The organism is Trueperaceae bacterium (assembly GCA_031581195.1).
Taxonomy (GTDB): Bacteria; Deinococcota; Deinococci; order Deinococcales; family Trueperaceae; genus SLSQ01.
Genome location: JAVLCF010000033.1, coordinates 1 through 21,553, shown reverse-complemented (window position 1 = coordinate 21,553; position 21,553 = coordinate 1). Strand labels below are relative to the sequence as shown.

At 74.6% G+C, this 21,553-nt stretch carries 20 protein-coding genes; 14 read left to right on the top strand and 6 right to left on the bottom strand.

The annotated features are described in order from the left end of the window. Positions 1–37 precede the first annotated feature (37 nt). On the bottom strand, positions 38–1,183 hold the full coding sequence (locus tag RI554_04715) for a glycosyltransferase (protein ID MDR9391313.1): 1,146 nt from the start codon (positions 1,181–1,183) through the stop codon (positions 38–40). A 127-nt stretch (positions 1,184–1,310) separates the two neighbouring features. Between RI554_04715 and RI554_04710 the strand changes: the two genes are divergently transcribed. Next, a complete protein-coding gene (locus RI554_04710; GenBank protein MDR9391312.1) occupies positions 1,311–2,459 on the top strand; it encodes a protease complex subunit PrcB family protein in 1,149 nt (382 codons plus the stop codon). A gap of 30 nt (positions 2,460–2,489) precedes the next feature. On the opposite strand, the gene RI554_04705 is transcribed toward RI554_04710, so the two are convergent. After that, positions 2,490–3,638, bottom strand: a complete 1,149-nt coding sequence (locus tag RI554_04705) for a deoxyguanosinetriphosphate triphosphohydrolase (GenBank protein MDR9391311.1) — start codon at positions 3,636–3,638, stop codon at positions 2,490–2,492. A 73-nt stretch (positions 3,639–3,711) separates the two neighbouring features. Here RI554_04705 and RI554_04700 point away from each other — a divergent pair, with 73 nt between their 5' ends. The 8 genes from RI554_04700 (at position 3,712) to RI554_04665 (ending at position 13,100) form a co-directional block, all read left to right on the top strand. Further along, complete coding sequence (locus tag RI554_04700) at positions 3,712–4,485, top strand: inositol monophosphatase family protein (protein MDR9391310.1); 774 nt, start codon at positions 3,712–3,714, stop codon at positions 4,483–4,485. A gap of 45 nt (positions 4,486–4,530) precedes the next feature. After that, positions 4,531–5,754 (top strand): flavodoxin-dependent (E)-4-hydroxy-3-methylbut-2-enyl-diphosphate synthase, encoded by a 1,224-nt coding sequence (gene ispG, locus RI554_04695; GenBank protein MDR9391309.1) that lies wholly within the window; start codon positions 4,531–4,533, stop codon positions 5,752–5,754. Continuing rightward, a complete protein-coding gene (locus RI554_04690; protein MDR9391308.1) occupies positions 5,751–6,677 on the top strand; it encodes a phytoene/squalene synthase family protein in 927 nt (308 codons plus the stop codon). Before ispG ends, RI554_04690 begins: the two co-directional genes overlap by 4 nt. Positions 6,678–6,744: 67 nt before the next feature. Further along, positions 6,745–8,295 (top strand): NAD(P)/FAD-dependent oxidoreductase, encoded by a 1,551-nt coding sequence (locus tag RI554_04685; GenBank protein ID MDR9391307.1) that lies wholly within the window; start codon positions 6,745–6,747, stop codon positions 8,293–8,295. Next, on the top strand, positions 8,292–9,782 hold the full coding sequence (locus tag RI554_04680; GenBank protein MDR9391306.1) for a carotenoid biosynthesis protein: 1,491 nt from the start codon (positions 8,292–8,294) through the stop codon (positions 9,780–9,782). The genes RI554_04685 and RI554_04680 overlap by 4 nt, the downstream gene beginning before the upstream one ends. Then, entirely contained in the window at positions 9,782–10,510 is a 729-nt protein-coding gene (locus RI554_04675) for a 1-acyl-sn-glycerol-3-phosphate acyltransferase (GenBank protein ID MDR9391305.1), read from the top strand. Before RI554_04680 ends, RI554_04675 begins: the two co-directional genes overlap by 1 nt. Continuing rightward, positions 10,507–11,661 (top strand): glycosyltransferase family 2 protein, encoded by a 1,155-nt coding sequence (locus tag RI554_04670; GenBank protein ID MDR9391304.1) that lies wholly within the window; start codon positions 10,507–10,509, stop codon positions 11,659–11,661. The genes RI554_04675 and RI554_04670 overlap by 4 nt, the downstream gene beginning before the upstream one ends. Continuing rightward, positions 11,658–13,100 carry an FAD-dependent oxidoreductase gene (locus RI554_04665; protein MDR9391303.1) on the top strand — a complete coding sequence of 481 codons (1,443 nt, stop codon included), beginning with the start codon at positions 11,658–11,660 and terminating at the stop codon, positions 13,098–13,100. The genes RI554_04670 and RI554_04665 overlap by 4 nt, the downstream gene beginning before the upstream one ends. On the opposite strand, the gene RI554_04660 is transcribed toward RI554_04665, so the two are convergent. Then, positions 13,097–14,203, bottom strand: a complete 1,107-nt coding sequence (locus tag RI554_04660; protein MDR9391302.1) for a mechanosensitive ion channel family protein — start codon at positions 14,201–14,203, stop codon at positions 13,097–13,099. The two genes, RI554_04665 and RI554_04660, sit on opposite strands and share 4 nt — an antisense overlap. A 90-nt stretch (positions 14,204–14,293) precedes the next feature. On the opposite strand from RI554_04660, the gene RI554_04655 reads away from it, so the two are divergent. Next, the gene (locus RI554_04655; protein ID MDR9391301.1) at positions 14,294–14,905 is read left to right on the top strand and encodes a cob(I)yrinic acid a,c-diamide adenosyltransferase; all 612 of its coding nucleotides are present in this window, start codon (positions 14,294–14,296) and stop codon (positions 14,903–14,905) included. 7 nt (positions 14,906–14,912) lie between these two features. Here the strand turns inward: RI554_04655 and RI554_04650 are convergent, their stop codons facing one another. Together RI554_04650 and RI554_04645 are read right to left on the bottom strand one after the other, a co-directional pair. Continuing rightward, entirely contained in the window at positions 14,913–15,986 is a 1,074-nt protein-coding gene (locus tag RI554_04650) for a quinone-dependent dihydroorotate dehydrogenase (GenBank protein MDR9391300.1), read from the bottom strand. Between the two features lies 1 nt (position 15,987). Further along, positions 15,988–16,716 carry an SDR family oxidoreductase gene (locus RI554_04645; GenBank protein ID MDR9391299.1) on the bottom strand — a complete coding sequence of 243 codons (729 nt, stop codon included), beginning with the start codon at positions 16,714–16,716 and terminating at the stop codon, positions 15,988–15,990. A 65-nt stretch (positions 16,717–16,781) separates the two neighbouring features. Between RI554_04645 and RI554_04640 the strand changes: the two genes are divergently transcribed. Together RI554_04640 and RI554_04635 are read left to right on the top strand one after the other, a co-directional pair. Next, positions 16,782–17,405 (top strand): histidine phosphatase family protein, encoded by a 624-nt coding sequence (locus RI554_04640; GenBank protein MDR9391298.1) that lies wholly within the window; start codon positions 16,782–16,784, stop codon positions 17,403–17,405. Then, positions 17,402–18,121, top strand: coding sequence for a hypothetical protein (locus RI554_04635; GenBank protein MDR9391297.1), 720 nt, complete (start codon positions 17,402–17,404; stop codon positions 18,119–18,121). The genes RI554_04640 and RI554_04635 overlap by 4 nt, the downstream gene beginning before the upstream one ends. Positions 18,122–18,129: 8 nt before the next feature. Here the strand turns inward: RI554_04635 and typA are convergent, their stop codons facing one another. Further along, on the bottom strand, positions 18,130–19,935 hold the full coding sequence (gene typA / locus RI554_04630; GenBank protein ID MDR9391296.1) for a translational GTPase TypA: 1,806 nt from the start codon (positions 19,933–19,935) through the stop codon (positions 18,130–18,132). A gap of 169 nt (positions 19,936–20,104) precedes the next feature. Between typA and ubiE the strand changes: the two genes are divergently transcribed. Beyond that, positions 20,105–20,854, top strand: coding sequence for a bifunctional demethylmenaquinone methyltransferase/2-methoxy-6-polyprenyl-1,4-benzoquinol methylase UbiE (gene ubiE / locus RI554_04625; GenBank protein ID MDR9391295.1), 750 nt, complete (start codon positions 20,105–20,107; stop codon positions 20,852–20,854). After that, on the top strand, positions 20,851–21,435 hold the full coding sequence (locus RI554_04620) for a hypothetical protein (GenBank protein MDR9391294.1): 585 nt from the start codon (positions 20,851–20,853) through the stop codon (positions 21,433–21,435). Before ubiE ends, RI554_04620 begins: the two co-directional genes overlap by 4 nt. The last annotated feature ends 118 nt before the right edge of the window (positions 21,436–21,553 follow it).

The following is a 21,553-nucleotide window of genomic DNA, read 5'->3' as shown; positions in this document are numbered from 1 at the left end:
ACGAGGGCGACGCGTACCGCTCGGGCGGCGGCGCGCCTCACGCCCCGCCGTCGCGCGTCGCCAGCGCCAGGGCGCCGGCGACGACGTCGCGGGCGGCCTGGGGGCGCCCCACCGCCCGCGCCGCGTCGCGCATCGCCGCGAAGCGGGCCGCGTCCGCGAAGAGCGTCCCCAGCTTGTGCGGAAGCGTCGTCAACGGCTCGATGCGGAGGCCCGCCCCGTGCTCCAGCAGGAACGTCGCGTTGGCCTCCTCCTGCAGCGGGTAGGGATCGATCACCGCGAAGGGGCGGCCCGCCGCCAGCGCCTCGGCGACGGTGAGGCCGCCCGGTTTGCCGGCCACCAGGTCGGCTGCCGCCATCAGCGTCGGGACGTCGGGACGCATCCCGAACGCATCGATCCGCACCAGGTCCGACGGCTCCGCGGCGGCGGCCGCCGCGACCTCCAACAGCTCGCTCGACCGTCCGCAGATCGCCTGCACGTGCAGCGGCCACGGGGTCCGCCGGACCTCCTCCAGGACGCGCGCGGCGGTCGCGCCGTCGAGGCCGGACAGCGACAGCAGCACGACGCTCGCGTCGGGCGCCAACCCCAGCCGGGCGCGCGCCGCCCCCCGCGTCTCGAGGCGCGCGAAGCGCGGGTCGACGGGGATGCCGGTCACGGCGACCCGGTCCCCGTCCACGCCGCTGGCGCGGAGGTGCACCGCGACCTCCTCAGCGGCGACGAAGTACCGCGCGACGTCGGGCGCCAGCCACAGGGCGTGCGCACCGTAGTCCGTGACGACGACCGCCTGCGGCACCGCGCCGGCACGGCGGGGCCCCAGCACGCCGGTCGACAGGAAGTGCGTGTGGACGACGAGGTCGGGATGGTACGCGTCCACCCAGCGCGGCAGTTGGTACGACGCGAGGCGCGCCAGGCGCCGCCCCACCCGCCGAGCGCGGGCGGGCAGTTCGCTGGGGCTGCGGTCGAGGCGGCGCCCGAGGAACTCGACCATCTCCGGCGCGGTACGCACCAGGTCGAAGTAGCTGCGGCGGTAGATCGTCCGGAACGGCGCCGACGTGTAATCGAGCAGGTCGACGTGGCGGGCGGGGACGCCCGCCTCCCCGAAGGCGGCCTCCAGCGCCCGGCCGGCGGCGACGTGCCCACCCCCGATCGATGCGGAGACGACCAACACCCGCCCGAATGCGTTCATCCCACGAGTCTAGCAACCCCCCGCGCCGCCGCCGACGTCCGCCCGTCCACGGCGTCGCGGGCGCGGCCTGCCCGGCACCACCGCCCGGCGCGGGAGGGGGTGCTACGCTCCGCGCAGGAGGTCTCCGTTGACGACGTTCGCCGCCCGCGCCCCCCTCACCGCGCTGCTGGTCGCCTTCGCGCTCACCGCCGTCGCCTGCGACCCGGTCGGGTCCCGCATCGTGCACGACGTCGCCCTCGTCGACGGCGACGAGGAGGTGCGCGTCCGCTACGTCTACGGCTCCGCCGACACCCTCCGCCTCGGTGGGGAGGACCGAACGCTCGGGCCGCTCGTCGCCGACGCGGACACCGACGCCGCCGCGCCGTTCGCCGTCGCGGCCGCCCGGACGGTGGACGACGCCCCCTTCCTGCGCGAGGTGCGCCCGGCCGACGACGTCGAGGCGGCCCCCGTCACCGTCGCCCGGATCCCCCTGACCACCGATCTCGACGTGCGCGCCGCCGCCCCGCTCGAGGCCGCCTACTACTTCGACGGCGCACGGTGGTTCGCGGTGCCCGGCGACGTCGCGGCCGGCGACGCCCGCCGCGTCGTCCCCACCCCCGTCGCCCGCCCCCTCCAGGGGGACGGCGCCCTCACGCCCGCCGAAGCGGACGCCGTCGCGCGCGGCCTCGCCGCGGACGGCGAACCGCTCGCCGTCGCGGTCGTGTCGCCCACCGCGTTCGAGGCGGCGGCCGGCCGCGCACCCGCGTTCGGGCCCGACGCGCCGGGCGGTCTCGACGAGTACCTCCACACGCTGCTCTACGTGCAGCGCGACGTGCGGGTGGACGCCGCGCGCTACCGACCGTCCAGCGAAGCGCTGTTGTACGACGTCGTCGCCGACGGACGCCAGGCCGCGCCGGTCGAGCGCGACACGTACCGCCTCGTCGAGGACCGCGACGCGCTGCGTTCGCTGTGGGCGGAGCTGCAGGCCCCGACGCTCGACCCCCCACCGACCCCCGACGCCCGGTTCGACCGGGAAACCTGGTTCGCCGTCCGGCTCGCGTCGCGACCGAGCAGCGGCTACGACGTCCAGGTGGTCGACGTCACCCGCGAAGGTCGCGACCTGTTCGTCGACCTCCGCCTGCGCGAACCGCCGGAGGGCGCGATCACCTCGACGGTGGTGACGCACCCGTGGGTGCTCGCGCGGGTGCTGGGGGTGGAGGCGGAGGCGGTGTGGTTCCGCGACGCGGATGCCGGCGACCTGATCGCCGTCGCGCGCGCCGACGCGGACGGGTTCTGACCACGCCGTCGCGGCGTCCGCCGGTCGGCCCTACGTGAGGCGACCGGGATCGAACAACCGGCGGTACTCGTCGCCCGCGAAGCGGTCGGTGAAGCCGGCGACGTAATCGGTGACCGCCCGCACGACCCCGCGCGCCTCCGCCGCCGCCCGCCAGGCGGGCGGCAGCATCGAGGGTTCCGCGACGTACGCCTCGAAGATCTCGCTCAGCACCCGGTCCGCCTTGCGGCCCATGCGCAACTGCCGGTGGTGGCGGTAGAGCCGCGCGTACAGGAACGCCTTCAACTCCGCGTGCGCGGCCGCCATGGGCTCCGACGCCGTCGCCAACACCACGCCCGCGTCGCGCACCTCGTCGGGCGACGCGACGCCCGCCGCGCGCACCGCGGCGTCGGTCGCCTCGACGACGTCGTCGATGCTTCGGCCGAGCACCTCGCGGATCAACGCCGCGCGCCCGTGCCCCCGTAGGGCGTCCATCTCGAGCCCCAGTTCGTCCAGCAGCGCCGCGATCCAGGGGACCTCCACCACCTCGTCGGGCGCCAGGAGGCCCGAACGCAGGCCATCGTCGAGATCGTGCGCGTCGTACGCCACCTCGTCCGCCAGGTTCACGACCTGCGCCTCGAGGCTGCCGCGCCGGCCCGGCTCCCACCGCACGTCGGGCAGGTCGTAATCGGTCTCGTGCTTCATGATGCCCTCGAGCGCCTCCCACGTCAGGTTCAGGCCGGCGAAGGCGTCGTAGCGCGCCTCGAGTTCGGTCACGACGCGCAGGCTCTGGCGGTTGTGGTCGAAGCCGCCGTCGTCCGCCGCGAGGCGGTCGAGCGCCCGCTCGCCGGCGTGCCCGAACGGGGGGTGCCCCAGGTCGTGCGCGAGCGCGACGGTCTCCGCCAGGTCCTCGTTCAGGCCGAGCGCCCGGCAGATCGCCGTGGCGACCTGCGCCACCTCCAGCGTGTGGGTGAGGCGCGTGCGGTAGTGGTCCCCCTCGGCGTTGACGAACACCTGCGTCTTGTACTCGAGCCGCCGGAAGGCGGTGCTGTGCAGCACCCGGTCGCGGTCCTTCTGGAACGCCGTCCGGCGGGCGCTCTCGGGCTCGGGGTGCGTCCGGCCGCGCGACGCATCGGCCCGGACGGCGTAGGGGGCGAGCGTCGTCGCTTCGCGGCGTTCGAGGTGCTCGCGCGTCACGATCATGCGGCGCAGCGTACCGCGGGGTGCTAGCGTCGCGCTCGGCGGGCGCCCCGGCGCCCCGCCCCCGGAGGACGCCATGGCCGAACTCGATACCCTGCTGGACGTCGCCCTCGACGTCGCCGACCTCGCCGGACGGACCACCCTCGGGCACTTCCGGACCGGCGTCCGGCCCGACTGGAAGGCGGACGCGACGCCCGTCACCGTCGCCGACCGCGAAGCGGAAACCGTGATCCGCGACGCCCTCGCCCGCCGCGCCCCGACCCACGGCGTGGTCGGGGAGGAGTTCGGCGAGGAGGCCGGCAGCGCGCCCTACCGGTGGTGGATCGACCCGATCGACGGCACGAAGGCGTTCGTGCGCGGCGTCCCGCTGTACGCGACCCTGGTGGGCCTCGAGCGCGACGGCGTGATGGTGGCCGGCGTCGCGTCGTTCCCCGCGCTGGGGGAGACGCTCGCCGCGGCGCAGGGGCGTGGCGCGCGCCTGAACGGTCGCCGGGTGTCCGTCTCCGACGTCGCGGACCCCGCGCACTCCGCGGTGTCGACCACCGACGTCGGCCGCTTCGAGGAGCTCGGTCGGGGCGCGGCGTGGGCGCGGGTCCGCGGCGCGTACGGGTACCGGGCGGGCTGGAGCGACGCCTACGGCTACCTGCTCGTCGCGTCGGGCCGCATCGAAGCGATGCTCGATCCCGCCATCGCGCCGTGGGACGTCGCGCCGTTCGCGGCGATCCTGCCCGAGGCGGGCGGCTGGTTCGGAACGTGGGCGGGCGACGCGACGCCGCACGGGGCGGACGCCCTCGCGGTGAACGCCGCGCAACGCGGGACCCTGCTCGACCTGCTCGCGGGGGAACGGTGACCCGAGACGCACGCGCGCGCCCGCGCGGGCGGGTAGGCTGACGCCGTGAACGACGTTCCCCGTAGGCGCACCGTCACCGTTCCGGTCGGCTCCGTGTCGATGGGGTCGGACCACCCCGTCGTCGTGCAATCGATGACGAACACCGACACCTCCGACGTGCACGCCACCGTCCAGCAGGTCGCGGCCCTGCACCGCGCCGGGAGCGACGTGGTGCGCGTCACCGTCAACGACGAAGCGGCGGCGCGGGCGGTGCCCGAGATCGTCGACCTGCTCGACCAACACGGACTCGACGTGCCGATCGTCGGCGACTTCCACTTCAACGGCCACAAGCTTCTCCGGGCGGTGCCCGACGCCGGCGCGGCGCTCGCGAAGTACCGCATCAACCCCGGCAACGTCGGTGTCGGCTCCCGCCACGACGAGAACTTCGCGAGCATCGTCGAGGTCGCCATGCATCACGACAAGCCGGTCCGCATCGGCGTGAACTGGGGCAGCCTCGACGCGGCCCTGTTGACCCGCATGATGGACGCCAACGCCGAGAGCGACGACCCCGTCGACGCGCACGAGGTCACGATGCGGGCGATGGTCGAATCGGCGCTCGGGTCGGCGCGGATGGCGGAGGAGGTCGGGCTCGCCCACGACCGGATCGTGCTGAGCGCCAAGATCAGCCGCGCACCCGACCTGTGGGACGTCTACCGCCGGCTGGCCGATCGTAGCGACTACCCGCTGCACCTCGGGCTGACCGAGGCGGGGATGGGCACCAAGGGCGCCGTCGCCTCCGCCGCCGGGTTGGTGCCCCTCCTGGCGGAGGGGATCGGCGACACGATCCGCGTCTCGCTCACGCCCGACCCCGGCGCCCCGCGGGAGCGGGAGGTCGAGATCGCCCAAGAGATCCTTTCCGCGGTCGGGATCCGCCGCTTCGCGCCGTCGGTGACCGCCTGCCCCGGGTGCGGACGGACCACCAGCACGCTGTTCCAGGAGATGGCGCGCGACATCGACGCGTACCTCAAGGAACGCATGGAGGTCTGGCGCGAGGCGTACCCCGGCGTGGAGCACCTCAACGTCGCGGTGATGGGGTGCGTCGTCAACGGCCCCGGCGAATCGAAGCACGCCGACATCGGCATCAGCCTCCCCGGGACCGGCGAAACGCCCCGCGCGCCGGTGTACGAGGACGGCGAGCTCGTCACGACCCTCGAAGGGGACGGCGCGACGATCGCGCGGGCGTTCAACGAACGCGTCCAGCGGTACGTCGAGCGCCGCTTCGGGGCGTGATCCGCGACCGGGCCTCGGTCCGGCCCGCGGTGCTGCACCCCGGCGACCGCGACGCCTGGTCGCTCGATGCGGCGCTGCGCTTCGCGGAGGCCGAGACCCGCCGCCACTCGAGCACCTTCTCGCTCGGGGCGCGCGTGTTCGGTCCCGAGAAACGGCGGGCGGTGAGCGCCGTGTACGCCGCCTGCCGAGCGGGCGACGACGCGGTCGACGAGGCCGCCGGTCCGGCCGACGCCCGCGATCGCCTCGAGGCGTGGTGGGCGGGCATCGAACGCGCCTACGACGCGCGGCCCGACGCGAGCCAACCGACCGAGGTCGCCCTCGCGTGGGTCGTGGACCGCTGGGACGTCCCCCGCGACGCGTTCCTCGAACTCAAACGCGGCTTCGAGAGCGACCTGCGCTTCGTGTGCGTCGCCGACACCGACGAGCTTTTGCTCTACGCCCGCCGCGTCGCCGGGGTCGTCGGCCTCATGATCGCACCCATCACCGGCTACGACGGGGGGGACGCGACCCTCGACGCCGCCGTCGCGATGGGGGAAGCGATGCAGATCACGAACATCCTGCGCGACGTCGGCGAGGACCTCCATCGCGGCCGGTGTTACCTGCCCGTCGACCGCATGGCGGTGCACGGCGTCGATCCGGCGCAGTTGCGGCGCGGCGACGTCGACGCGGGCTACGTCGCGTTGCTCGAGGAGTTCGCCGACCTCGCCGCCGAGCGCTACCGCCGGGGGTGGGACGGCATCCCGAAGCTGCATGGGCTGGCCGGCGTCGCGGTCGGCGTCGCGGCGATGAACTACGAAGCGATCCTCGCGAAGCTCCGCGCCAACCGCTACGACAACCTCTCCCGCCGCGCGCACCTGAGGACCCCCGAGCGTCTCGCGATCGTCCCACGCGCCGCGTGGGCGGTCGCCACCGCGCGCCGCTGACGACGTCCGCGCGGCGCCTGGCGCCCAGCCGACGGGCTCCGCGGCCGGACCCGATAGATTGGGGACCATGGACTACGACGTCGTGACCATCGGTTCGGGCCACAACGCCCTCATCGCGTCGGCCTACCTGGCGCAAGCGGGCTACAAGGTCGGCGTGTTCGAGCGTCGCGACGTGGTCGGGGGGGCCGTCTCGACCGTCGAGCACGTCCCCGGCTACCGCTTCGACCTCGGCGGCAGCGCCCACATCCTGATTCGCTTGACGCCGATCGTCGAGGAGCTCGGCCTCGAACGCTACGGCCTCGAGTACCTCGACGTCGACCCGTTGTTCTTCGCGCCGTTCCCCGACGGCGACCACCTGTTCATCCACCGCAGCGAACGCGCGACCGCCGACCACCTCGAGGATCGCTTCCCCGGGGAGGGCGAAGCGTACGTGAAGTTCCTCGACGAATGGCGTCCGTTCGCCCGCGTCGTCAAGGACCTGTTCCTCTCGACCCCCAGCCCCCTCAACCTGGGGCGCAAGATGGTGTTCGGGGACGCGATCCAGGGCGACTGGAAGCGTGCCCTTCGGGCGATCTTGCAACCCTACGGCGACGTCGTCGATCGCTACTTCAGCGAAGAGAAGGTCAAGGCGCCGCTCGTGTGGATGGCGGCGCAGTCCGGCCCCCCACCGAGCGAACCGATGACCAGCCCGTTCCTGTTGTGGCACCCGCTGTACCACGAGGGCGGCATCGCCCGCCCGCGCGGCGGGTCGGGGGAGCTGACGGCCGCGCTCGCGCGGCACGTCGAGGCGCACGGCGGGGAGGTGCACACCTCCGCCCCGGTCGAACGGATCCTCGTCGAGGACGGGCGCGCCGCCGGCGTCGTCGCCGACGGCCAGACGTACCGCGCGAAGCGGGTCGTGGCCGGCGCGCACGCCCTCGAGACCTTCTCGAAGCTGCTGCCCGAGGAGCACCGTCCCGAGGGGGCGAAGCACATGAAGGTCGGCAACGGCTTCGGGGCGGTCCTCCGTCTCGCCCTCGACGCGCCGGTGCGCTACGCGGCGCACCCCGGCGACGACGCCCGCGTCGCGCTCCAGCTCGTCGCGCGCGACCGCGCGCAGGTCGCCGCCGCGTACGGCGACTACCTCGCCGGCCAGCCCTCCCGCGACCCCGCGATCGTCGCGATGAGCTTCAGCGCCGTGGACGACACCCTCGCCCCGCCCGGCGGGGAGGTGTTGTGGTTGTGGGCGCAGTACTTCCCCTACGACCTCGCCGGCGGCCGCCGCTGGGCGGACGTCGAGGACGCCGTCGCCGAATCGATCCTCGACACGTTCGAGGCGTACGCGCCCGGCACGAAGGCGTCGGTCGTCGGCTCGCTCTTCCAGCACCCCGAGTGGCTGGAGCGCGAGCTCGGGTTGTTCCGCGGCAACGTCATGCACCTCGAAATGAGCCTCGACCAGATGTTCGCCCTGCGTCCGTTCCTCGGCATGGCGGAGTACCGCACGCACGTCAAGGGCCTCTACCTGACCGGGGCCAGCACCCACCCGGGGGGCGGCATCATGGGAGCCTCGGGCCGCAACGCCGCCCGCACGGTCCTGCAGGACCTCGACCGCCGTCGCTTCTGGGGGCTCGGGACGTGACGTACCTGCAGTTCCACCTGGTGTTCACGTTGCCGTGGTTGGCGCTGCTGTTCTGGCGGGCGCGCCGGACCGCCGCCCGCGGCGGGCGCGTCGCGGGCCCCGGCACGACGAACCGCTTCGCTTGGGGCGCCCTCCTGGCGCACCTCGCCATCGCCTTCGTGTACACGACGCCGTGGGACAACTACCTCGTGTTCCGCGAGGTGTGGGGCTACCCCCCCGGCCGCGTGTGGTTCACCATCGGGTGGGTCCCGGTCGAGGAGTACGCCTTTTTCCTGATTCAGACCGCGGGGACCGGCCTGTTCCTGTTCTGGTTGATGCGCGCCCGAGCGTGGCGCCGGTACGACGGGCCGCTGCCCGAAGCGACGATCCGCTGGGCCGGCGCGGCGATCCTGTTGTTGATCGCCGCGCTCGGGGGGGCCGCCCTCGCCCGCGAGTCCACGACGTACCTCGGCCTCATCGTGGCGTGGGCGTTCCCGGTGTTGGCCCTCCAGTGGGGGTTCGGGGGGGACTTCCTCGTGCGCCGCGCCGCGCTGGTCGTCACGGCCTTCGGGGTGCCCACCGCTTGGCTGTGGATCGCGGACAAGCTGGCGATCCAGTTCGAGATCTGGTGGATCAGCGAACGCTTCACGATCGGCGTCGCCCCGTTCGGCCTGCCGGTGGAGGAGGCGACGTTCTTCCTCGTGACGAACCTGCTGGTGACGTGGGGGATCACGATGGCGCTCGATCCGGCGGCGCAGGCCCGCCTGCAGGCGGTGTGGCGCGACCGCGCGCAGGCCTGGCGGTTGGCGCTGCTCGGGTGGGCGATCGCGATGGTCCCGACCCCGTTGGTTCCCGAAGCGTTCCCCGGCCTCGCCTACACCTCCACCGGCCTCCTCGCCGGGGGCTTGCTCGGCTTCGCCGTCCACCGCTACGGGGTGCGCGCCCTCGCCGCCTTCGCGGTCGCGTTCGCGTTCGGGGTGTTGATCGAAGCGATCGGGGAGCGGACCGGCGTGCCGTTCGGGAGCTACACCTACACGGCGCCCGGCCCCGCGATCCTCGGGGTGCCGCTCCTCGTCCCGCTCGGGTGGTGGGCGTTCACGCTCGGTGCGATGGCGATCGCGCCGCGCCGCGGCCGCCTGTTCTGGGCGCCCCTCGCCCTCGTCGCCTGGGACGTCGGTCTGGATCCCCTGATGGTGCACATGGGCTTCTGGCGCTTCGAGCAGGGCGCCTACTTCGGGATCCCCCTCAGCAACTTCGTCGGCTGGTACGTCGCCGGCCTCGTTCTCGTCGCCCTCCTGGGCGCGTTGCTGCCCGACCTCCGCACCGAACGCCCGCCGATCCTCCGCGCGGTCTACTGGGGCCAGGCGGGCTTCATGGGGCTCGGGCTCGTCCTCTTCGGCTTGCCGTGGGCCGGTCTCGCGGCGTTCGTCGCGATGAGCGCCGTCGCGGCGGCGGGGGAGGCGGCGTCGCGCGAGACGCCTCGCGCGCGTCGGCCGTCGCCGACCTGATGCGCGGGGCGTCCCCCGCCGACCGCGTCTGGGGCGGCGTGCGCAACGCCGTACGGAGGCAGGTCCGGTTCGGCATCGAGGCGGCGCTCCCGACGCTCGTGCGGCGCAGCCTACGCCGCGATCTGGCGGGGACGTGGGGCCGCGGCGACGTCGCCGCCCTCGCGCCGTCTGCGCCGGACGGGCCCGGCGTCCTCGTCGCCGCGAACCACCACGCGTGGTGGGACGGCTACCTCGCGTGGGTCCTCGCGCGGCGGGCCGGCCGGCCGCTGGCGTTGTTGATGAACGACGCGCAGTTCGACCGCTTCCCGTTCTTCGGGGCGTACGGCGTCGTGCCGGTCCGCCACGCGCGCACCTTCGCGCGGCGCGTGGCGGACGGCGCGCTCGGGATCGTGTTCGTCGAGGGGGGCCTCCGGCCCGCCGGTCCGGTCGAGGCCGTCGAGCCGGGCGCAGCTCGCTTGGCGCGCGCGACCGGCGTCCCCCTGCACCCGCTGGCGATCCGCGTGACGCTGCGCGGGTTGCAGCGGCCCGAGGCGTACCTGTCGCTCGGGGGGCCCGTCGCGGCGGAGGACGGCGCCGTCCGCGACGCCCTGAACGCCGAACTGGCCGACGTCGACGCCCGCCTGCGCGCCACCGACCCCGAGACGATTCCCAGCGCGTTCACGCTCTGGGCGCCGGGTCGAGGGTCGCCCGACCGCGCCGCCCGCGGGTTCGAACGGTGGTGGACGTGACGCCCCCCGGTGCGCTGCTGGACGTCCTCTGGGTCGTGGCGACCGCCTTCCTGGCGGTGCAGCTCGCGACGTTCGCCGTGAACGCGGTCGCCTTCCCCCGCCTGGATCGCCGACCCCGCCACGGCGCCCGTCCCCCCGCCTCCACGCCCCACGGGGGCGGGCCGGACGGGCGGCGCGTCAGCCTCCTCGTGCCCGCCCGCGACGAGGCGGACACCCTCCCCGAGACCCTCCCGGCCCTCCTCGCGCAGGGGGCGCAGGAGACGATCGTCGTCGACGACCGCTCGCGCGACGGCACCGCCGACGTCGTGCGCCGCCTCCAGCGCGATCACCCCACCCTCCGCCTCGTGGAGGGCGCCCCGCTCCCCGCCGGGTGGTCGGGCAAGAACTGGGCGTGCCAGCAGGCGGCGGACGCGGCGGCCGGCGACGTGCTCGTGTTCACCGACGCCGACGTCACCTGGGCTCCGGGCGCGCTCGCCGCCCTCCTCGCGCACCTCGAGGCGCACCGGGCCGGCCTGGCGACCGTCTGGCCGCGCCAACGCACCGTCGGGTGGCTCGAACGCATCGCGGTCCCGCAGGTCGACCTGGTGTTGCTCGGGGGGTTGCCGCACCCGCTCGTCGGGCGGACCCCGTTCGCGTCGTTGGCGGCCGCCAACGGCCAGGTGATGGCGTGGACGCGCGACGCGTACGCCCGCGTCGGGGGGCACGCCGCCCTGTCGGGCGAGGTCCTCGAGGACGTCCGCCTGGCGCAACGCGCGAAGGCGCACGGCGTGCGCCTCTGGTTGGGGCTCGGCGGGACGGCGATTCAGGCGCGCATGTACCGCACCGCCGGCGCGGTCGTCGACGGCTTCGCGAAGAACGTGCGCGCCGCCGCCGGGTCGCCCGCCCTCCTCGCGGCGCTCGTCGCCCTCAACGGCCTCGCCTACCTCGCGGTGTGGCCCCTCGCGCTGCTGGACCCGCGCTTCCTGGTCCCCGCCCTCCTCGGGCTCGCCTTCCGGGCCGGCGTCGCGGCGAAGGTGGGGCGCGCCCCCCTCGAGGCCGCGTGGCAGCCGCTCGCGCCGCTGGCGCTCCTCGCCGTCGTCCTGCGGGCGGCCTCCTGGCGCGACGGGTACGTGTGGCGCGGGCGCCGCTACGGGCCGGAGGTCGGCCGGTGAGCGGCGTCGAGCGGCGCGACGCGGTGGTGCTCGGCGGGGGGTTCGCCGGCCTCGCCGCCGCCCTCGAGGCGGCGCTGCAGGGCCTCGACGTGCTGCTCCTGGAGCGCGAAACGTTCCTGGGGGGGAAGGCGGGCGAGGTCCGCGACGGCGGTCTGCGCTTCGACGTCGGGCCGAGCGTCGTGACGCTTCCCGACGTCCTCCGCGCACCGTTCGACGCGGCGGGGGCGACGTTCCCCGTCGCCCTCCGGCCGCTGGAGCCGCTCGCGCGGTACCGGTTCCCCTCGGGCCGCGTGCTGGACCTCTCGAGCGACGTCGCGCGCACCACCGCGCAACTGAGCGCGCGGGAGGCGCGCGCCTACGTCACGCTGCTCGAGGAGGCCCGCGCCTTCTACGAGGCGGCCGCCCCCACCTTCGTGCACGGTCCCCCCCCCGGCCCGCTCCGGCTCGCGCGGTACGGCCTTCGCCACGGCCTGCGCGCCCGCCCCTGGGCGCGCCTCCCCGACCTGCTCGCGCACCACGGCGCGACGGGGGAGCTGCGCGACGTGTTCCTGCGCTTCGCGACGTACTTCGGGGCGGACCCGTTCCGAGCGCCGGCGGTGCTGCACAACATCGCGTGGGTCGAGTTGGGGCTCGGCGTGGTCGCGCCCGAGGGCGGCGTCGCGGCCCTCGTGCGCGCCTACGCGGACCTCGCCCGCCGTCTGGGGGTGGAGATCCGGACCGGCGTCGACGTCGTCGGTCTCGCCGCGAACGAAGGTGGCGTCCGGATCGACGCGCGCGACGCCGACGACCCGGCGGGCCCGGTGCACGTCGTGCAGGCCCGCCGCGCGGTGTCGACGTTGGACCGCGGGCGCACCCTCCGACTCCTCGGGCGGCGGGCGCCCGCGGTGCCCCCCAGCCTGTCGGGCATGGTGGTTCTCCTCGACGTCGGCCGCCGGGACGCGGACGCGCCCCTGCACACGCTGTCGATGCCGGCGCGCTACGAGCGCGAGTTCGAGGCGATCGCCGCCGGCCGCACGCCGGACGACCCGACCCTGTACGTCGCGGTCAGTGCGCGCGGCACGCCGAGCGACGCGCCCGACGGCCGGGAGAACTGGTACGTGATGGCGAACGCGCCCGCTCTCGCGGGCGGCGTGCGCGTCGACGAGGCCGCCTACGCCGACCGGATCGAGCGTCTCCTCGTCGCGCGGGGCCTGCTGGCGCCGGGGGACGCCCGGCGGGTGGCGACCCGCGGGCCGCGCGATCTCGCGCGCCTCGCGACGCACGGTGCGATCTACGGGGCGGCGCCCCACTCGTTGCTCGCGACGATCCGCCCGTCGCATCGCGTGCGCGGGGCGCCGGCCTTGCGCTTGGCGGGCGGCACCGTCCACCCGGGCGGCGGCATCCCGTTGGCGGTGACGTCGGGTCGCGGCGCGGTCCGCGACCTGCTCGGGGGGCTCTAGGCGCCGTCGCCCGCCGTCGCGGGGGCCGGGGCGGGCCCGGCGTCGGGCCCGCCGGCCCCGACCAGGTGCAGGGTGCGGGTGGGGAAGGCGAACTCGACGCCGCGCGCCGCGAACGCCTCGAACAGGCCCAGGTGGATCGCTTCGTTGACGTCCATGTACGTCGCGTAGTCCGGCTCCAACACCCAGTAGACGACCTCGAAATCCAGCGAGGACGGTCCGAACGTCTTGAAGTGGGCGCGCTCGAAGCGGACGCCGTCCTGCGCCTCGACGACCTCGCGAATGACGTCGGGCAGCTCCCGGAGGCGTTCCGACGGCGTGTCGTACGTCACGCCCAACGCGATGACGGCGCGGCGCTCGCGCATGCGTTTGTAGTTGCGGATGCGGCTCTGCAGCAGGTCGGCGTTGGCGAACACCAACTGCTCCCCGGACAGCGCCCGCACGCGGGTGGTGCGCAACCCGACGTTCTCGATGGTGCCCGAGAGGTCGTCGACGACGACGAAATCCCCGATCTCGAACGGTTTGTCGAACAGGATCGACAGCGACGCGAACAGGTCCCCGAGGATGTTCTGCAACGCCAAACCGATCGCGACCGCGCCGATCCCGATGCCCGCCAGGAGGGCGGTGATGTCGACCCCGAGGTTCTCGAGCACCAACAACAGCACGACGACGTAGAGCAGCAGGCGGCCGAGGAACGTGAACGCGGCGATGGTCGTCCGGCGGCCGCCGTCGACCTCCTCGCGGTCGCGGTAGTACGTCCCGAGGGCCTGCAGCCCGACGTTCGCCGACCACCCCACCTGCACGATGCCGACGAGGATCGCGACGGTCCGGAGCGCGCCGTCGAGGCTCGCGTCGAGCGTCAACACGCGCGTCGCGAACCAGGCGGCGAGCAGCCACAGGAACGCCGGACGGACGCTGCCGAGCACCGCGACGAGCACGTCGTCGAGACGCGTCGTCGTGCGCTCGGTCCAGGTCGTGACGCGCCGCACCGCGACCCCACGCACGACGGACAGGGCCACCCCCGATGCGACGAAGAGGAGCGCGGCGACGGCGAGGCGAAGCGGTGCGTTGCCCAGCAGGGCCGGCTGCAGCCACCAGTCGGTCATGCCGGCATGCTACCCGAGCGCTTCGGCGCGCCGGGGGAACGCGGGCTGGCCCGCGGTCGCGGGGGCCGCGCATCGGATAGCCTGCGCGGCATGAAGATCTACACCCGCACCGGGGACGGGGGCACCACGGCGTTGTTCGGGGGGGAGCGGGTCGCGAAGTCGTCGGCCCGGATCCGCGCCATCGGATCGGTCGACGAAGCGAACGCGCACCTCGGGACCGCCCGCGTCGCGTGGCGCGACGGCGGCGCGGACGACGGCGGCGCGCTCGACGCGCAGCTCCACGACCTGCAGAACGCCCTGTTCGACGTCGGCGCCGACCTCGCGACGCCGGAGGAGGTCGCCGCCCGCGCGCACCTGCACCCGATCGACGCCGCGGACGTCGCGCGCCTCGAGCGGGCGATCGACCGGTTCGACGCCGACGTCGCGCCGCTCCAGCACTTCATCCTGCCCGGCGGGCACGCCGCCGCCGCGCACCTGCACGTCGCGCGGACCGTCCTGCGGCGCGCCGAACGCGAGACCGTCGCGCTCGGCCAGGAGGTGGCCGTCCACCCCCACGTCGCCGCCTTCCTCAACCGCGCCTCCGACCTCGCGTTCGTCCTCGCGCGCTGGGTGAACGCCCGGATGCACCTCCCCGAAGCGCCGTGGGCGGCCGACGGCCGCGACCGCGAGGACGCGCCCGCGGAGCCGGCCGAGACCGACTGAGCGCCCCTCAGGCCTCCGGGCGCGCCGTCCGCAACGCCCGCAGCGAGGGCGCGCCGGTCGCGTCGAGGCGCGCCTTCAGGGCCGCGTGAATGGCGCGCGGGAGGCCCGGTCCTTCGTAGATCAAGCCCGTGTAGAGCTGCAGCAGGTCGGCGCCCGCCTCGAGGCGGGCGAGGGCCTCCTCCGGCCCGTCGATGCCGCCGACCGACACGATCGGCAGGTCGGTCGCGGCGCGGAGCACCGCGAGCACCTCGCGCGCTCGCGGCGCCAGCGGTCGGCCCGAGAGGCCGCCGGCGACGCCCGGGTCGCGCCGGAGGCCGCTCCGCGCGATCGTCGTGTTGACCGCGACGAGGCCGGCGACGCCCCGCGCTTCGAGGCGGGTCGCCAGGTCGGCGAGGGCGGCGTCGGGCAGGTCCGGCGCCAGTTTCACGAGCACCGGACGCGGTTCCGCGGCGGCCGTGGTGGCGTCCAGGATGCGCTCGAGCGCATCCGCCTCCTGCAGGTCGCGGAGCCCCGGCGTGTTGGGGGAGGAGACGTTCACGACGAGGAAGTCGGCGTACGCGCGCATCGTCTTTGCGACGCGGCGGTAGTCGTCCGCGGCGTCCTCGAGCGGCGTCGCGCGGTTCTTGCCGAGGTTCACGCCGACCCGGGCGTCGGGCCAGCGGCCCGCGGCGTGCAGCGCCTCGAGCCGGCGGGCGACGGCGTCCGCCCCGAGGCTCGGGAAGCCCATGGCGTTGACGGTGGCGGCGTCGTCGGGGAGGCGCGTCGCGCGCGGTTTCGGGTTGCCCGGTTGCGGTTCCGGCGTGACGGTGCCGAGCTCGACGTGCCCGAGCCCCATCGCGGCCCAGGCGGGCAGCGCGTCGGCGTCCTTGTCCATGCCGGCGGCGAGACCGAGCGGCCCGTCGAACGTCACCCCGAACGCGTCGACGCGTTGCCGAGCGTCGTTCGGGGCCGTGAGGCGGCGCGCGGCCCGCACCCCGGGCGTGACGCGCGACGCGACGCGCAGGGCGCGCAACGTCACGCCGTGCGCCGTTTCGGGCGGCATCCGGAACAACGCCGGGCGGACCCAGCGGTAGGGCTTCACGTCAGCGTTTCGGGGGCCGCGAGGGCCGCACCTCGATGCGCGACGGGAGGGTCCGCGCAGGCATCGTCGCGAGGTCCATCACGAGCGTCGCGACGTCCTCGGGCTGGATCTTCCACGCGTCGGCGTCGGTCGGTTCGCGCCCCGAGAAGGGCGTCGCGACGGAGCCGGGCATGATCGTCGAGACGCGCACCCCGCGGTCGCGCACGTCGAGCATCAGCGCCTGCGTGAAGCCCAGCAGGCCGAACTTGCTGGCGTTGTAGGCGGCGCCACCCGCGAAGAAGTTCGCGCCGGCCAGCGACCCGATCGTCACCAACAGCCCCTCCGACGCCTCCAGCGCCGGGAGGGTCGCTTGGGCGGTGTGGAAGACGCCGGTGAGGTTCGTGTCGATCACGGCGTGCCAGTCCTCGCTCGTCAGGTCCGGGACGGACGCGAAGCGGCCGACGCCGGCGTTCGCGACGACGAGGTCGAGGCCCCCGAACAGGTCCGTGGCGTGCCGGACGGCGTCGTGCACCGCCGCTTCGTCGCGCACGTCGCAGGGGAGGCCCACCACCCGGCCGGGGTGGGCGGCGTCGAGGGCCTGCGCGACGTCGGCGAGGGCGCCGGCGTCGCGGGCGGTGATCGCGACGTCGCCGCCGGCGGCGGCGATGCGTTCGGCGATGGCGCGACCGATGCCCTTGCTGGCGCCGGTGACGAAGGCGTGACGGACGGGGGGTGCGGCGGCGGACGTCATGCATCGACGCTAGCACGGACCCGCTCGGGGCGGCCGCGCCCGCGGGGGCGTGGTACCTTGCGCGCGTGCAGCGGGCCCTCACGTTGATCCGTCACGGCCTCACCGAATGGAACGAAACCGGTCGCTTCCAGGGCCAATCCGACGTGCCGCTCTCGCCGGCGGGACGGCGGCAGGCGGAACGCCTCGCCGCCCGCGTCGCCGGCCTCCCCGCCCCCGACCGGGTGGTCGCCAGCCCGCTCGCGCGGGCGGCGGACACCGCCGCGATCGCGTTTCCCGACGCCCACGTGCAGCACGACGCGCGCCTCATGGAGATCCACTTCGGGGCGTTCGAGGGCCGCACCGCGGAGGAGAACGCCGCCCTCGCCGCGTGGCCGGCGTGGGCGGAGGACCCCTACGCGCGGGGGGCGCCCGGCGGCGAATCGTACGCGGACGTGCGCGCGCGCGTCACGGCGTGGTTGGAGGCGCTCCCGGACGACGCGGCGCACGTCGTGGCGGTCACGCACAGCGGCGCCATCCAGATGCTGCTGGCGCACGTGCTCGGCATCGAACGCCCCCGCTGGCGGAAACGCATCTTCGTGCGGCACAGCAGCGTCACGCGCATCCTGGTGCGCGACGGCGCCTACGTCGTCGAGCGCGTCAACGACACCCGGCACCTGGACGAGGCGGGCGACGACCCGTTCTGGACGTGAGGTCGGACCCGGGCGACGGGTTCGTCGTCGACCAACCCGCCTACCACGGCGACCTCGGAGGCTTGGCGTACGCGCTCCGCAGCGGCACCGTCGCGCCGCGCGACCTGCGCTTGGCGGACCTGGTGCGCGACGCGTTGGCCTGGTTCCACGAGGCCGCCGACCGCGATCTCGAGCACGCCTCCACCGCCCTCCCGGCCCTGGCCCGCGTACTGGAACTGAAGTTGCGCTTGAGCCTCCCGCGCCCCCCACGCGACGCCGACGCCGACGCGGAGGACGACGCCGCGGAGGTCGAGGAGGCGTTGGAGGCGGTGGCGTTGCTCGAGGACCTCGAGGCGGCCATCGATTTCCTGCGGACGCGCCGGTACGCGCGGGCGGCGGTCGTTCCGGCGTCGACGCCACGCCCGGAGGTGCCGCGGCGACGCCGCCCGCACCGGGCCGACGCCGGGCGCCTGGCGCAGGTGGCGGCGTCGCTGCGTCCCGGACGCGGCGTCGACCTGGCGTTCGAGCGCTTGACGCTCGAGACGGCCGGTCGGGCGTTGCGCGACGCCCTCGCCCGCGTCCGCCGGGGGGTGCTGTCGGCGCTCGGGCGCAACGCCACGTGGGCGGAACGCACCATCACGTTCGCGGCGTTCCTCGAGCTGGTGCGCGAGGGGCGCGTCCGCGCGAAGCAGGTGGCGCCGTTCGAACCGATCGAGGTCGAGGCCACCGACCCCTGACGCCGGCCTCAGGTCGAGGCGGCCTTCGCCGCGCGCTTGCGGGCGTGCGGATCGAGGAGCGCCTTGCGGAGGCGGAGATGCTTGGGCGTCACCTCGAGGCGTTCGTCGTCGGCGAGGTACTCGAGCGCCTCCTCGAGCGTCGGGACGCGCGGCGGCGTGAGCACCAGGTTCTCGTCGCTCCCCGCCGCACGCACGTTCGTGAGTTTCTTGTTCTTCGTGACGTTGATCTCCATGTCGCCCGCCCGCGCGTGCGCCCCGAGGACCATCCCGACGTACACCTCGGTGCCGGGCCCGACGAAGAAGGTGCCGCGGTCCTGCAGTTTGAACAGCGAGTAGGCGAACGCCTCGCCCGGCTCCATCGCCACGAGCGAGCCGTGGGGGCGGGTGGCGATGGGGCCGACGTGCGGCTCGTAGCCGTCGAAGACGTGACTCAGGAGGCCTTCGCCGGCGGTGAGGGAGAGGAACGTACTGCGGAAGCCGAACAGGCCGCGGCTGGGTACGCGGAACTCCGCGCGGGCCCGCGTTTCGCCCTGCTCGAGGTTGGCGAGGGTGCCCTTGCGTGCGGCGAGCACCTCGATGACCGCGCCGAGCGACCCGACGGGCAGGTCGACGACCACCCGCTCGAACGGTTCTTCGCGCACGCCGTCGGTTTCGCGTTCGATCACCTCGGGGCGCGACACCGTGAACTCGTAGCCCTCGCGGCGCATCTCCTCGAGCAGGATCGACAAATGAAGTTCCCCGCGGCCCGACACGCGGTACGACTCGCCGCCGGCCTCCTCGACGCGGAGCGCGACGTTCGTCGCGACCTCGCGCTCGAGGCGTTCGCCGAGGTGTCGGGACGTGAGGTAGCGCCCGTCGCGCCCGGCGAGCGGGCTCGTGTTCGGCCCGAGCGTGATCGCGACGGTGGGCGCGTCGATGCGGGGGGTCGGGAGGCGTTCGGGGGCGGCGGGGTCGGCGAGCGTCTCGCCGATGCGGATGCCGTCGATCCCGGCGAGGGCGACGATGTCGCCCGCTTCGGCGACGTCGCGTTCGACGCGGCGGAGGCCGGCGTGCCCGAGGACCTTCGCGACCCGCGCGCGGTGCGTCCCGCCGTCGGCGTCGAGGCGCACCAGGTCGTCCCCGGGCCGCATCGTGCCGCGCCGCAGCCGCCCGATGGCGAGCGTCCCGAGGTACGGATCGCCGTCGAGGTTGGTGACCTGCAGGAGGGCTGGCGCGTCGGGGTCGCCGTCGGCGACGGGGACGTGCGCGTACATCGTTTCGAACAACGCCGTGAGGTCGTCCGCCTCCGGGTCGCCGTCGCGCCAGGCGCGCCCGTCGCGCGCGACGGCGTGCAGGACGGGGAAGTCCAACTGTTCGTCGTTCGCGCCGAGCTCCACCATCAGGTCGAACGTCAGGTCGACCACCGCGTCCGGCCGCGCGTCGCGGCGGTCGACCTTGTTCACGACGACCAGCGGCCGGAGGCCGGCGGCGAGCGCCTTGCCGAGCACGAAGCGGGTTTGCGGCATGGGGCCCTCCGCGGCGTCGACGAGAACGAGGACGGCGTCGACCATGCCGAGGGCGCGTTCGACCTCCCCACCGAAGTCGGCGTGCCCGGGGGTGTCGACGACGTTGACGACCTCCCCGTGCCACGTCACCGACGTCGTCTTGGCGAGGATGGTGATCCCGCGTTCGCGCTCCAGGTCGCCGGAATCCATGACGCGTTCGGCGACCTCCTCGCGCTCGTGGAAGGTGCCCGATTGACGGAGCATCCCGTCGACCAGCGTGGTTTTGCCGTGGTCGACGTGCGCCACGATCGCGACGTTGCGGAATTTCACGGTGACCTCCTCGCGCCCGACGTCCGCCGGACGGACCTGGGACGCTACCACCCCGCCGCCCCACCCCACGCCGCGTCGCGCGACGCGCGCGACGCGTGGGCCGCGCGGCGGCGCGAAACGGTGGGGCGGGCGGCGGTCGCGGACCCGGGACCGTGGTAGACAATGCAGCGTGACGACGGACCTTCCTCCCGCGAGCCCGCACCCCGACAAAGGCCGCAGCGTCCGCGCGATGTTCGACGCCATCGCGCCGCGCTACGACGTCGCGAACGCCGTCCTGAGTTTCGGGGTGGATCGCGGCTGGCGGCGGCGCGCCGTCGACGCCGCCCTCGCCAAGGCGCCCCGCGACGTCCTCGACGTCGCGACCGGCACCGCGGACCTGGCGCTCGCCCTCGCGCGCTCCGCGCCGGCGGCGAACGTCGTCGGCGTCGATTTCGCCGAAAACATGTTGGCCGTCGGGCGCGAGAAGGCCCGCCGGCGGGGGCTGCGGGTGGCGCTCGAGGTCGGCGACGGCCTGGCGCTCGACGCTCCGGACGCCAGCGTGGATGCGCTGACGATCGCCTTCGGGCTCCGCAACTTCGCCGACGTCGACGCCGGCCTCCGGGAGTTCCGGCGGGTCCTGCGGCCCGGGGGGCGCCTCGTCGTCCTCGAGTTCCCGCCGCCCCCGCCCGGTGCGTTCGGGACGGCGTTCCGCACGTACTTCCTCCGCATCCTTCCCGTCCTCGGGGGGCTGCTGACCGGTCACCCGGGCGCCTACGGCTACCTGCCGCAGAGCACCCTGGCGTTCCCCGAACCCGAAGCGCTCGCGACCCGCATGGAGTCCGCCGGGTTCGATGCCGTCACGTGGCGCCCGCTGACCTTCGGGGTCGCGGCGCTCCACGTCGCCGACGTCGACCCGGCCGCGACGGAGGCGACCCCGTGACGTACCCCGGCATCGAGATCAACACCGACGCGTCCCTCGCCGATCCCGATTGGGAGGGGTTCGTCGAGCGGCACGACGAACGCTTCGCCCTCGCGATCCACCACCTCAAGAGCATGGTGAAGGGCGAACGCTTCGACAACGAAGTCATGAAGGTCCGCGTCTCCGAGCACGGCTTCTACGTCCAGTCGCGGCGCTTCCCCGCCGCGTTCTTCGGGGGGACCGAACCGCCGGACGTGCGCTTCGTCGACGACGACGAAGCGCGCGCGATCGCGTGGGAGGCGACCGCCCTCTATCGGTCGGGGGACGCGCAGTCGCTGACGTGCATCTACGACGACGGCGACCCGCCCGACGTGTTCTTCGGCTACCGAACGGGCGAGAGCGAACGGTTCGAGATCGGGGCGCTGCAGTCCGGCCGCCCGATCCACGTGCGCGTCATGATCGATGCCGACGCCCCCAGCGAATCGCTCGGGGCGCGCGAAGGGTTGCTGGTCTACCAACGCACCGCCGAAGGGCGTCACGTCGTCCTGTCGCGCCCCGGGCGGGCGCCCGCGACGCAACCGTTCGGCACGCTGAAGGAGTGACCCACCCCGCCCCCCGGCCGGGCGACCGCCGCCCGGCCGACGTCGCGATCGTTGGGGCGGGCGCCGCCGGGTGCGAGGCCACCGTCCGCCTCGCCCGCGGGGGACGGTCGGTCCTCCT

Excerpts from the sequence above, each read along its gene's own strand:
- RI554_04715 (MDR9391313.1), bottom strand. The coding sequence starts at position 1,183 with ATGAACGCATTCGGGCGGGTGTTGGTCGTCTCCGCATCGATCGGGGGT.
- RI554_04705 (MDR9391311.1), bottom strand. The coding sequence starts at position 3,638 with ATGATCGTGACGCGCGAGCACCTCGAACGCCGCGAAGCGACGACGCTC.
- RI554_04700 (MDR9391310.1), top strand. The coding sequence starts at position 3,712 with ATGGCCGAACTCGATACCCTGCTGGACGTCGCCCTCGACGTCGCCGAC.
- RI554_04685 (MDR9391307.1), top strand. The coding sequence starts at position 6,745 with ATGGACTACGACGTCGTGACCATCGGTTCGGGCCACAACGCCCTCATC.
- RI554_04675 (MDR9391305.1), top strand. The coding sequence starts at position 9,782 with ATGCGCGGGGCGTCCCCCGCCGACCGCGTCTGGGGCGGCGTGCGCAAC.
- RI554_04660 (MDR9391302.1), bottom strand. The coding sequence starts at position 14,203 with ATGACCGACTGGTGGCTGCAGCCGGCCCTGCTGGGCAACGCACCGCTT.
- RI554_04655 (MDR9391301.1), top strand. The coding sequence starts at position 14,294 with ATGAAGATCTACACCCGCACCGGGGACGGGGGCACCACGGCGTTGTTC.
- RI554_04645 (MDR9391299.1), bottom strand. The coding sequence starts at position 16,716 with ATGACGTCCGCCGCCGCACCCCCCGTCCGTCACGCCTTCGTCACCGGC.